The sequence below is a fragment of the Larkinella rosea genome (genome assembly GCF_003858635.1).
GTDB lineage: Bacteria > Bacteroidota > Bacteroidia > Cytophagales > Spirosomataceae > Larkinella > Larkinella rosea.
Genome location: NZ_RQJO01000008.1, coordinates 317313 through 330479 on the forward strand (window position 1 = coordinate 317313; position 13167 = coordinate 330479).

The 13167-nt window shown below is 47.7% G+C and carries 8 protein-coding genes and 1 tRNA gene; 6 read left to right on the top strand and 3 right to left on the bottom strand.

From position 1 onward, the window contains the following. Positions 1–425: 425 nt before the first annotated feature. From EHT25_RS10170 to EHT25_RS10195, 6 genes are all read left to right on the top strand, one after another. The gene (locus EHT25_RS10170) at positions 426–3362 is read left to right on the top strand and encodes a serine hydrolase domain-containing protein (RefSeq protein WP_310588744.1); all 2937 of its coding nucleotides are present in this window, start codon (positions 426–428) and stop codon (positions 3360–3362) included. A 72-nt stretch (positions 3363–3434) separates the two neighbouring features. After that, the gene (locus tag EHT25_RS10175; RefSeq protein ID WP_124874069.1) at positions 3435–7820 is read left to right on the top strand and encodes a T9SS type A sorting domain-containing protein; all 4386 of its coding nucleotides are present in this window, start codon (positions 3435–3437) and stop codon (positions 7818–7820) included. Positions 7821–7874: 54 nt separating this feature from the next. Further along, positions 7875–8312, top strand: coding sequence for a nucleoside deaminase (locus EHT25_RS10180; protein WP_124874071.1), 438 nt, complete (start codon positions 7875–7877; stop codon positions 8310–8312). Between the two features lie 66 nt (positions 8313–8378). Further along, positions 8379–8987, top strand: coding sequence for a superoxide dismutase (locus EHT25_RS10185; RefSeq protein WP_124874073.1), 609 nt, complete (start codon positions 8379–8381; stop codon positions 8985–8987). A 107-nt stretch (positions 8988–9094) separates the two neighbouring features. After that, a tRNA-His gene (locus EHT25_RS10190) sits at positions 9095–9170 on the top strand. Between the two features lie 102 nt (positions 9171–9272). Continuing rightward, positions 9273–10454 (top strand): tyrosine-type recombinase/integrase, encoded by a 1182-nt coding sequence (locus EHT25_RS10195; protein WP_124874075.1) that lies wholly within the window; start codon positions 9273–9275, stop codon positions 10452–10454. A gap of 94 nt (positions 10455–10548) precedes the next feature. Here the strand turns inward: EHT25_RS10195 and EHT25_RS10200 are convergent, their stop codons facing one another. The 3 genes from EHT25_RS10200 to EHT25_RS10210 form a co-directional block, all read right to left on the bottom strand. Next, the gene (locus tag EHT25_RS10200; RefSeq protein ID WP_124874077.1) at positions 10549–11682 is read right to left on the bottom strand and encodes a hypothetical protein; all 1134 of its coding nucleotides are present in this window, start codon (positions 11680–11682) and stop codon (positions 10549–10551) included. A gap of 63 nt (positions 11683–11745) precedes the next feature. Then, positions 11746–12174: a hypothetical protein gene (locus EHT25_RS10205; protein ID WP_124874079.1), complete on the bottom strand. Its 429-nt coding sequence runs from the start codon at positions 12172–12174 to the stop codon at positions 11746–11748. A 284-nt stretch (positions 12175–12458) separates the two neighbouring features. After that, positions 12459–13151 (bottom strand): hypothetical protein, encoded by a 693-nt coding sequence (locus tag EHT25_RS10210; RefSeq protein ID WP_124874081.1) that lies wholly within the window; start codon positions 13149–13151, stop codon positions 12459–12461. Between the last annotated feature and the right edge of the window lie 16 nt (positions 13152–13167).

A 13167-nucleotide genomic window follows, 5' to 3' on the forward strand; every position in this document is an offset into this window, starting at 1 on the left:
TCGCAAAAAATAGCGGTGTCATGACCTCAGGTCGTGACACCGCTATTTTTTTATGGCACAGGAATTGCCGGATTAATTGAGGGAGATAACGGATCAAATCGCCCTTATTTTTCCCTAAACCAATTATTTCAGAATTTTATAAAGGTCAAACGGTTAAAATTTATGAATAAATAGGGGGTTTGTCGTGTGTTTTTATTAGGCATGTTTTCGTTATTTGGTTAACTTTATCGTTTGAATGGAATAAACTGTACAACCTGACGTAACTGTATTTCTTGACCAAAATGCGTACTAAAGTTGTCTCCCGGGTAGTGTTGGCTCTGTTGTTGGCCGTTTTTTTGACAGCTTTTGGGTGGAATCATTCCGGATTGGCCCGGCCTGTGTGGCAGGGTTCAGGCTGGCGTCATGCCTTACTATCAGCGAATCTGTTGACTTCGTTTTCAAAGGAGACACCGGCGCGCGTGGCCAAAGCTGAAGTATGGCACCACAAAATAGCCGCTCATCCGGTTGAGGTGTGGGGCTCGGCTCCGCAGCAGCAACGGTGGGTCGACAGTGTTTTCCGCACCCTGACGCAGGCACAAAAGATTGGTCAGTTTTTCATGGTCGCCACGTTTTCCAATCGGGACGAAGCGCATTACCAATACATCGAAACGCTGGTTCGCCATTATAACATCGGCGGACTTATTTTCTTTCAGGGCGGGCCAAACCGGCAAGCTATTCTGACAAACCGGTATCAGGCAGCCGCCAGCATTCCACTGCTCGTTGGCATCGACGGCGAATGGGGTCTAGGCATGCGGCTCGACAGCACGATGGATTTCCCGAAACAAATGACGCTGGGAGCCATCAACGACACCGCCGTGATTTACCGCATGGGTGCCGAAATTGGCCGCCAGTGCCAGCGCCTGGGCATTCACATTAATTTTGCCCCGGTTTCCGACATCAACAGCAATCCCTCCAACCCGGTTATTGGTAACCGCTCCTTCGGCGAATCGAAGGAAAATGTAGCGCTGAAAGCATCGGCCTACATGAAAGGGTTACAGCATACCCACGTCATCGCCACTGCCAAACATTTCCCCGGTCACGGCGACGCCAGTAGCGATTCGCACCTGACGCTTCCCACGATCAGCCGCTCCGTTACGCAATTAAACGACATCGACCTGTATCCGTTCCGTAAACTCATCGCGGATAGTTTGATGGGCGTTGTCACCGGCCATTTACACGTTCCGGTGGTCGATAACACCCCGCGCCTGGCCGCGACTTTATCCGAAAAAATTGTAACCGATCTGTTAAAGAAGGAATTAGGCTTCCGTGGACTAGTGTTCACCGATGCGCTCAACATGGGTGGAATTGGTAAACTACCGGCCGAGGAAATCAACCTGCGGGCCTTGATGGCCGGAAATGACGTGCTGTTGTACCCGGAAAATGTGCCCGACGCGGTTCACCGCATTGCCGAAGCCGTGGAGCAGAAGCGGATTTCGCAGGAACTGATCGATGAAAAAGTTAAGAAAATTCTGCGGGCCAAGTATTGGGCCGGTTTGAACCGATACAAGCCGATTCAACTCGAAAACCTCAACCGCGATCTGAACTCGTCGGAAGCCCAGTTACTGAAACAGGAGCTTTGCGAACAGGCGGTTACGCTCGTTAAAAACACTAATAATTTATTACCGGTCAGTGCCCTGGATACATTACGCCTGGCTTCGGTTTCCATCGGAACCGATTACGGCAATGCATTCCAGAAAATGCTGGGACGGTATGCGCCGTTCAAGCAGATTACGTACGGAGAAAAACCGTCGGGCGATCAGAATGTGGACGAAATGCTGAGTCAGGTTGGCGATGCCAATCTGGTGGTGGTGAGCTTTCACCGGATGAGTCCGTCGGCCAAGTGGAATTACGGCGTTACCAATGCGTCACTGAGTCTGATTAACCGGTTGAAGCAACGGGGCGTTCGGGTCGTTGTCTGCGCATTTGGCCCGGCCTACGCGCTCCGGCCGTTTGTCGGCACGGAAGCCGATGCGGTTTTGTGCGCCTACGAAGATGGGGAAGAAATGCAGCGCGTGGTGCCGCAGATCATTTTCGGGGCGGTCCCCGCCAAAGGTGTCATGCCGGTTACCATCGGCGAATGGCGCATCGGCAACGGATTGCTGACCGCGCCCAATCAGCGGCTGGCGTACAGTTTGCCCGAAAGCGTCGGCATGCGTTCGGGGCAGTTGAAACACATTGAAACCGTCGTTCAGAAAGCCATCCGCGACCACGCTTTTCCCGGTTGTCAGGTGCTGGTGGCGCGGAAAGGCAAAGTAGTTTTCGATAAAAGTTTCGGTACGCTGGCGTATAACAATGCCGAGCGCGTAACCGACGAAACCCTCTATGATCTGGCTTCGCTTACGAAGGTGCTGGCGACACTCCAGGCGGTAATGTTGCTGAATGAGCGTGGCGCCATCGACCTGAACCAGAAAGTAGCATTTTACCTGCCCGAATTTCAGAACAACAGCAAACGGAATATGACCGTCAGCGACGTGCTGCTGCACCAAACCGGTTTGCCGGCGGGTTTATCGCGGGCCATCGAGCGGTCGAAATCACCGGCCATGTCGGCCTTCCGCTCCGTTCGCGACACGACCTATTCGTTGCAGGTTGGCCCGAATCTGTATGCTGCTCCGGCCCTGCGCGACTCGATCTGGCAATGGATTGTGCGTACTCCCCTCACTGCCCGCGCGGATGAAGACGGTCGTTACAGTTATGTATACAGCGATTTAAGTTTCGTGATTTTGCAAAAACTCGTTGAACGGGTGGCCAAACAACCGCTCGACATTTTCCTAAACGAAAATCTCTACAAATCACTGGGCATTTCGACGCTCTGTTTCAATCCGCTCCAATGCCACGCAGGATGCCGGGTTGCACCTACCGAGCAGGATACGTATTTCCGTAATTCGCTGCTGCAAGGAACGGTTCATGACCAGTTAGCGGCTTTACAGGGCGGCATATCGGGTCATGCCGGACTATTCGGCGATGCCAACGACATTGCCAAAATTCTGCAAATGAACCTGCAACGGGGGAATTACGGTGGTCGGCGGTTTTTGATGCCCGGAACTGTGCCGCTTTTTGTCCGCACCCAGAGTGATCGCAGCCACCGCGTCCTGGGTTGGGACAAACCCGAGGTGGATGGCAACAGCGTGTATCACGCTACGCAGGTTTCGCCCCGGTCGTTTGGCCATACCGGTTTTACCGGCAATGTGATCTGGGTCGATCCCGATTACGATCTTGTCTTCATTTTTCTATCCAATCGCGTCAACCCCAGCGCAGGTAATACCGTCATCAATACCCAAAAAATTCGGCGGCAAATTCACGAGATTATTTATCAGTCGATGTAATTTGTACTTTTGGGTAAATAGTCAGAATAATACGAAGTTAACCGACTTCGTTTCTCCTTAATTTGGTTCCGTATGAATAGATCATTACGTCTGTATTGGCTTTTGCTGGTTGTGGTTTTGGGAAGTTTGGGAAAGGTATCGGCCCAGACCATTGCAACGGGGGCCTTATCCGTTTCTTCGGTTTGTGCGGGTGGTACCATTTCCGTTCCGTTCACAACGTCTACTTCATCAGGCACATTCGGAGCGGGAAATCAATTTAAAGTCCAGCTCGCCACCGCATCCGGAACCTTTAACGACATCGGCAGCGGAGCCACCAGCCCATTAACCGGCACCATTCCGGGCGGAGCCAGTGGCGCGGGCTACCGGGTTCGGGTTGTCTCGACCAACCCGGCCGTAAACGGCAGCAACAGTTCAACGTCGCTCACCATTACCGCCATACCGGGTCCTCCGGGCACTTCCGATTTGACTTACTGTCAGGGTGCTGCCCCGGGAGCCCTAACTGCCACAACAAGCCCAGGTGCAACACTTAAATGGTGGGGAACAAGTCCTTCCGGTGGAAGTTCGTCATCAACAGCTCCAACACCCTCAGCGGCAGCCGTTGGTTCAACCAATTATTACGTCAGTCAGGCCATTGGAACCTGCGAAAGCACGCGAGCAGAGATTACGGTTACGGTTAGTGCGGTTCCGGCGGCACCCACCACCGGAGCCGCCCCGGTTTATTGCCAGAATGCCCCCGCTTCTCCTCTTTCAGCCACTGCATCGGCGGGTGCCAGTCTGAAATGGTACGGAACCAGTCCAACGGGCGGAACCGCTTCGGCAATTGCCCCAACTCCCTTAACCAATACCGTCGGTGCGGTTACGTATTATGTCAGCCAGGCCATCGGCGACTGCGAAGGACCGCGCACCAGCATTGTGGTTACGGTCAATGCCAAACCGGCTCCTCCAACCGTTACCACGCCAGTTACGGTTTGTCTGGGCACAGCGGTTCCCGCGCTATCCGCAACGTCAGGCGGTGGGAACACGCTGACGTGGTATGGAAGCAGTGCCACCGGAGGAACCGGTACAACAACAGCCCCAACACCGGCAACGACGACGGCCGGAACGATTAACTATTACGTGAGTCAGAAGAATGCGGGTGGATGCGAAAGCGATCGGGTTGCGATTGCCGTTACCATTAAGCCTATACCAGCGGCTCCGGGTGTTAGTCCGGTCGGTTTTTGCCAGAATGAAACCGCATCCGCCCTGACGGCATCACCCACGAGCGGAGGCAGTCTGAATTGGTACGGAACGAATGCTTCTGGCGGAACCGCATCCGCAACGGCCCCTTCACCGCCGACCAGTGCAACAGGTACAACCACCTACTACGTCAGCCAAACCGTCGATGGATGTGAAGGGCCTCGTGCTTCACTGGTCGTAACGGTTAGAAATATACCCGCAGCCCCCAATACGACCACACCTCCTGCTTATTGTCAGGATGTAGTGGCAACCGGTCTGGTTGCCACGCCCACGTCCGGTGGAACCTTGAACTGGTACGGTACCAATGCCACGGGCGGAACACCTTCGGAAACCGCAAGCATCCCTGTGACCAGTGCCGCCGGAACAACCAATTATTACGTCAGTCAAACGGTGAATGGCTGCGAAGGTCCCCGCACCGCGATAGCCGTAACTGTCACGTCCAAACCTGCTGTTCCAACCGTTACGGCTTCGTTTAGTTATTGTCAGGGCATGACAGCCAGCCAGCTAACGGCGGTGGTCGGAAGTGGCGGAACCGCGAACTGGTACGGTACCAACCCAACCGGCGGTACGTCAACGCCTGCCGGCCCTACGCCTTCGACGACCAATCCCGGTACGACAACGTACTACGTCAGTCAAACCGTCGGCGGCTGCGAAAGTAACCGCGCCAGCATTTCCGTAACGGTCTACGCAACGCCCACGATTCCGGCGGTTTCTCCGGTTTCGCTTTGTCAAAACATAACGAGTCCGGCACTCTCCGCAACAGTAACGGGTGTAGGGACTTTAAACTGGTATGGGACGAGCGCAACGGGCGGCACCGCTTCCACGACGGCCCCCATTCCCCCGACGACTACCCCGGGAATAACTACGTATTATGTCAGCCAATCCATCAATGGCTGCGAAGGGCCACGGGCCAGTCTGGCCGTAACCGTAAAACCGCAACCAGCGGCTCCCACAGCAGCAGCAAGCCTGAGCTACTGCCAGGCTTCGACTTCTGTGCCATTATCGGCCTCGACCAGCGGCAGCCTGAACTGGTACGGCACGAGCGCGACCGGCGGAACCGCTTCGGGGACAGCACCAACGCCATCGACCGATGCGCCCGGAACATTTACCTATTACTTTAGCCAAACCGTCAACGGCTGCGAAAGCGAACGCGCCAACGTCGTGGTTTCGATCAAGGCCAAACCGGCCATTCCCGGTGTTCAGGACATTCGGTACTGCCAAAGCGAAACCGCCGTTCCGCTGACGGCCACGTTCGAAGCTGGTGGTTCGTTAAAATGGTACAGTTCGGCCAGCGGCCCCAGCTCGTTGACGGCGGCTCCAACGCCCAGTACGCAGGCACCGGCCGATTTCACTTATTACGTCAGCCAGAACGGTGCTAACGGTTGTGAAAGTGATCGGGGAGCCATTAAAGTGAAGATCTTTCCAATTCCCGGCGTTCCGGGCGTTCCGACTGCACCCGAAGTTTGCCAGAATACATCACCAATCACGCTGGCTGCCAGTGGGGAAAGCCTGAAATGGTATAGTGGGCAAACCGGCGGTTCGGCGTTGGGAGGGGCTCCGGTTCAGAATACCAACACCGCCGGAACATTTACATTCTACGTCAGTCAGACCGTTAACCTCTGCGAAAGCCCGCGCACAGCCGCCCGAGTTGTCGTGAAACCGCAACCCGCTCTGCCGGGTGTTGAAAACAAAAGTGTCTGCCAGGATGCGCCCGAACAAACGCTGGCCGCTAACGGCGAATCCCTCAAATGGTTCGATGCCAACGGCAATGGGTTGGGAGGAGCCCCCCGGCCCTCCACCAATATTGAGGAACAACGAGTGTATACCTATAGCGTGACGCAAACCAGCAACGGTTGCGAAAGCCAGAAAGCGCCAATCACGTTTACCGTCAACGTTACGCCCAAACCAACGACTGTAACGCCGGTTGTGTACTGCCAGAACGCAGCCGCAAAACCGCTGGAAGCCACGGGGCAGAATCTGAAGTGGACCAATCCGTACGGCAACGTAACCACGACCGCGCCCACTCCGCCCACGACGAACATTTCCACCAAACCGGAAGGCGACTCCTACTTTGTTACCCAGACGGCGGCCAATGGTTGCGAAAGCCGGAAAACCGAGATCAGATTGATTGTCAATGCGCCACCGACGGCTAAAATTGAAGGCACAAAGACGGTAAATCTCGGAAATACCGTACCGGTCACGATCTCGTTTACGAGCATTCCGCCTTTTAGTTACACATTGTCCGACGGTACGACCGGCACCTCGGAGACCAACCAAAAGGATATTACGCTTTTACCGACCAAAAAAACCACTATTTATACCGTCACCAACATTACCAATTCCTGCGGTGCCGGAACGCCCGTTGGAACCTTTACGGTTAACGCGGTTATTCCGGCCGTTACGACCAATGCCTTGTCGGTAACCACGATCTGCGTCGGAACTCAGGTTCAGGTGCCTTTCACCACCTCCGGGGAGTTTACGGCCGGAAATACGTACCGGGTCGAACTGGCTCCGGTTGCCGATACGGCTTTTGTTAATAAGGTCGAAATTTCAACGGGGGCGATGCAGAGCCCGATAACCGCCCCGATTCCGACCACGGTGGCGCAGGGGTTGTATCGCGTTCGGGTGACGGCCACCAATCCACAGGTTCCGGTTCCGGGTAGCAGTAGCCCAACGATTCTGAATATCCGCGCGCTGCCGACCGTTACGTTAACGGGTTCAAAGGACATTTACGACACCCAGGGTACGCCGATTTCCTTTGCCCTGACGGGTGATAGCCCCTGGACGTTTGAGTATTCGGACAGCCTGAAAACGACCAAAATAACGACCAGCACCAATCCGCACGTCATCACCGTAACGCCGATTAAATCCACGACGTATAAAGTGACGTCGATTTCCAATTCCTGCGGTACCGGTACCGCAACGGGAACTGCCGTTATTCGGGTGCTTCCGCTGCTCGGTCTGGAACCCGATCCGCTCATCACCGCCGTCAAGGTTTTCCCGGTTCCGACTCAGAATAGCCTGACCATCGACATTGATTTGCCGTTGCAGAAAGATCCGGCCAGGATACAATTGACCGATCAGAGCGGACGAATCTCAAAAGAACTATCGACGCGCCAGCGGCAAACCAAGCTGGATTTAAGTCAGCAGGCCGCCGGTTATTACTTCCTGCAAATCCAGATTGGCGACCGAACCACGGTACGGAAAATCATGAAACAGTAATTTTTGGTACGACAAATCCACGAACCGGTTTTGTCGTACCAAAACTCCAGCCGAATGCTTGATGACGATTACTTTATGGGAATGGCGCTTGACCAGGCCCGGAATGCGTTCGACGAAGACGAAATTCCGGTTGGAGCGGTTGTTGTCTGCCGAAACCGCATCATTGCCAAAGGTTACAACCAGACCGAGCGATTGACCGACGTAACTGCCCACGCCGAACTGCTCGCCCTGACTTCAGCCGCCCAGTTTCTGGGCTCCAAATACCTGACCGATTGTACCTTGTATGTTACCCTGGAACCGTGCGTGATGTGCGCCGGAGCTTTGTTCTGGGCGCAGATCGGCCATATCGTCTTGGGCGCACCCGATCCGAAAAGGGGTTTTTCCAACGTAAAACCGTCACTGCTTCATCCCAAAACGCGCCTGACGACGGGCGTTTTGGCCAACGAAAGTCAGCATTTGCTGAGTAACTTTTTTCGGGGCTTACGAACATAAATTAAAAAGTCGCTGTTATCGCGTTTGACAACTTAAACGTATGTCTAACTCTAACAGATTCATAATATGGCTTTTGAATTAGCTCCCCTGCCTTATCCGAGCAATGCGCTGGAACCCCACATCGATCAACAGACGATGGAAATTCACCACGACAAGCACCACGCTGCGTATGTGACCAACCTCAACAACGCGGTGAAAGGCACCGATTTGGAAGGTAAGTCGATCGAAGAACTGGTGGCTGAAATCAGCAAATATCCGGTGGCGGTTCGGAACAATGGCGGAGGTCATTGGAATCATACTTTTTTCTGGGGCATTCTGTCACCGAACGGTGGCGGTGAACCAACGGGTAAACTGGCGGAAGCCATCGATCAGAAATTCGGCTCATTTGCGACTTTCAAAGAAGAATTTGCCAAAGCGGCTACCACCCGGTTTGGTTCGGGCTGGGCGTGGTTAGTCGTGACTTCGGCTGGTGAACTGGCCATTACGTCGACTCCCAATCAGGATAACCCGCTGATGGACATTGCCGAAGTAAAAGGAACGCCCATCCTGGGTCTGGATGTATGGGAACACGCGTATTACCTGAAATACCAGAACAAACGCCCGGATTACATCGCGGCCTGGTGGAACCTGGTCGACTGGGCCGGTGCCGACGCCCGGTATTCGCAGGCGGTTTAATGGCAATGAATGAACAATGAATAATGAACAATGAATATTCTGATGTAAAAAATAGGGTTCATTGTTCATTATTCATTGTTCATTCCTTATCTTTGCAGTCCATATACGGAGGATGTAGCTCAGTTGGTTAGAGCGCCAGATTGTGGTTCTGGAGGTCGCGGGTTCGAGACCCGTCTTTCTCCCTAAACCCCTAAAACGACTTGTTTTAGGGGTTTTTCTTCAAAAGGGACAAAAAGGACATTTTTTCTTTGTTGCACTTTGGCAGGGTGTAGAGAAGAAGAAGAAATGAAAACTCTTGAAAAGTCCTGTATTCAGCCACAGCTTTACACTCCAAAACGCGGTTCTAAGGACACGCGATGGTTTGTATATTTTTCTGTAGCCCATCCGGTTACTGGAAAACTTTCCCGAAAAAAGGTATACGACAATCTTAACCAGATTTCAGACGATAAAAAACGGATGGAGCGAGTGAAAGAATTGCTCAATTTCTACCGTAGAAAACTCAACAATGGTTGGAATCCCTACTTAGATAGTAAAAAGGTCTTATACAAGGAATCAGGGCCAAAAGAACCAGAGTTTAAGCAACCACAAATTACAATTTCCGAACACCTCTTTACTGTACTGAAGGATGAGCAGAAGAGAATTAGAAAAGGAACCTTTTCAGCCTATCAGTCACAAATCAGAATATTCCAGGAATGGCTACAAAAAAGTGGATATGGGAGCTTAGAAATTACTCAGTTGACGAAAGAGCATGCAAAGCAGTTTGTTGGAGAGCTAGAAAAACATAACACAACAGTAAACGCTTACACAGCTAATATGCGTCACTTGTTCCGCTTATTGATGGAGAAAGAGGTTATACTAACAAATCCATTTGTAGGTATTAAGAAACTACCCACTACCAAGACTCCAAAACAGTATTTTTCTACCCTGCTACGGAATCAGCTACAAAGCCACGTTTCAGCTAAATATCCTGAAATGTGGCTTTGTATTCAACTTATTTACTATTGCTTCATTAGACCAAAAGAAATCCGAGATTTGAGAATAGGTGATATTGATTTAGAATCAAATACAATTTTATTACGAGGTGAGATATCAAAAAATAAAAAAAGTGAGCAAGTTGTAATACCTTCCCAGCTTCGAAAAAATTTATTAAGTTGGGGGGTAGATAAATATCCAAGAGACTATTTCTTATTTGGAAAAGATGGTAAACCCGATAAATTCAGAAGGGGGAAAAATCACTTTGGTAATACTTTCCGCATTATAATAAAGGAGCTTAGAATTACTGGAAATTATTCATTATATAGTTGGAAACACACAGGAGCAGTAATGTTCTATCGGCAAACGAAGGATATAAAAACCCTTCAGTTACAAATGCGACATCACTCGTTAGAAGAAACTGACAAGTATTTAAAAGGCCTTGGGGCATTAGAAAGTGAAGCATTATTGAATTTTTTTCCAACAATTTCTTAATAAAAGGTTACGGTATTAAAAGCGGGTTTAATGTGTTTTTTATATTTATTGTTCACTTTATTTATGATTTCCGGGCGATTAAAATACAAAAATTCTATTGAAATCTTTTCTGTAAAATTAAATAATAATCATGTGCTTTTGCAATAGAGTTCAAAGCTTCTGCTTTTGTAACAGGCAAGACTCCTTCGCTTCCATGAATAATTTTATTTCTCCTGCCTTTAATTTTATCAATTTCCTTTATTATTTCTTTTTCTTCTTTTGTAAGGCTAAATAATACTGGAATTTCTAAATTAAGTTTATAGTTAAATGTTACCTCTGGTCTATCGAATTCTTTAATTATTTTTTCATCTATACCTGCTCTTATTTTAAACATCTTTATATATCTATATGTGACACTTTCGGCAAAAGTGAAAGCTTCTAATAGTGCATATTTATAATTGTTATTTATATGAATTTCTCTCAATACTCTAGAAAAAATATCAGAAAGCTCTAATTTTCCAGCTGGGTCGTTACTACTTATCACAGCCATAAAATTATTTTCTACATTAGGAGTTTCAATAGGAATATCTCTATTTATTTTGGTAAAAAATCCATTTTCATCAAATTGGCCTCTGTAGCCTTCAAATTTTTTTGTACCATACGGATCATCTCCAAATCTTTTTCGCATTTCATTTTGTGAAACATTGGTGTCAAATATATATTCAACAATTTCGAAATATAATGGATCACCTGAATTAGACATTGGTGTTATACGATAATCAGCAGCTGCCTTTATATAACTATCAATAGCTACAGTAAAGGCATTTTTATAAAATTTAATATCTATATCTGCAAGAGAATTATTTTTAGTATCAACATTAAATAAATAATGTAACAAAACTAATTCTGATTGATTTATATTAAATGATATTTTCCTAGCATTAGCCATAACACCTTTAATTGGGATCGGCACTTGAGCCACCATAGCAATTGACGAGTTATTAAATTTTCCAGTTAATTCAATTGTGCCTTCTGGAATAATTGAATTATTCGTTTTAATAGTATATGAGTCTCCATTTAGGCTATATTCTTTTTCATAATCAATAGTATTTAATGCTTTAAAATTTCTTAATATACCAAATTCAATTTTATCTTTTTTAATATTATCTAATGCATATAATTTAGAAGTAGGTAATTTTATTGTGCCTGCATAGAAACATGTTACTCTGCGCAATATGTTATTTTTCATAAGAAGCAAAATTTATATTATGAGTTAAATTAAAAAACATGATTATTCAAGTACTTGTTGAATTTATTTGGAAGGGTAATTATTGCTTTTTAACATACCTTCCAAGCTACTTTTAATTGTTATCAACGCTTGATTTGGGTTCATACACAAACAAGGGGTAGCCAATTTCACATACGGTTTATAAGTATGAGAAAGTTCTACATTCAGGCCATTATTAGCGACAAATCGAATGGATTCAATACTTGTGAATAGAATATATATGTAATCAGAATCTCGCGGATTTATACTAGAAGAGAACTTAAATGCATCTGATCCTAAGAATTTCTCTTTCCCTGCAAAAAAGAGCGGTGTCATTGCATTATTTGAATTGCCCAGCTCTAAAACAGCTAAAGCGTATTGAGGACTGTAACATTTGAATGTAATAATGTATGTATTTCCGTCTGGACCTTTACCACTATAGATTGCTGATTGTTGCGCTATTGCGACAGACATACCGAAACAGAAGAATATGATAGACAGATAGACTCTCATTTGTTTTGGCTTTAGACGTTCAATTTGGGCAATATTACCAGAACTGCCGTAATGATACAAACTTATATAATTCACTTGGGGCAAATTAGAAGGTCAAGTTGCAGTGTTGAAAATTTCAGCTATGTGATTGTCCGGACTATGGGCGTGATCGATAATTCACAGTTAACTCGGCCCGATACAACAAAAACCCCCAAGTAATTAGATACTTGGGGGTTAAAATCAATCATGGCAAATAATCAAAAAGTCTAATGGTTGGCAGTTTTATGCTTTTTATTATAAATAATAAAAGATAATAGAATAATGAACATCGGCACTAAATTATCTAAAGCCTTATTTCCTGCTGCTTCTGATTCAATATCTTCCAATTCGATTTTATATGCATTGAATTCAGCTTGCAAATATTCCATTTGTCCCGTTAAATAAGGTATAGCCTGCGCAGCTTCGCTTTGAGCTTCGCCTTGTTTAATTGCCCCAGTTCTAGACAACACGTAAGCAGCTCCTTTAATTAATAATCCGAATGGTTGCGCTAATTGTGCAGTTGTTCCAACGGTACCAACAATCGACCCCGCATAACTTTGCCAATTTGGGACTTGTGCTTTGTTCGCAACTCTGTCAATTTCTATGACATAGCGATCAGCTAAGTTTTTGATCCTTGTTAATTGTGCATTGACAAATACTTTACGATTTTCATACTTCCCTTTACCATAATCCATTTCTGCAATTTCATGCTGTTGAACAGGATCAATACCGAGTAAAGGCTTATAGAAAATTTGTGGATTTATAACCGTAAATGGATTCTTTTTATTAGCTGGATCAATAGTGGCAACAACAGTTCCACTTGCATCTTTTAAGGTAACTTTAGGGGCTTCTGGTTTGCTGAATATATCAGCAACTACTTTGCCTTTACCTATTTTCTTTCCAAACAATCGAATAGCCATGAATGTGATATTTAAT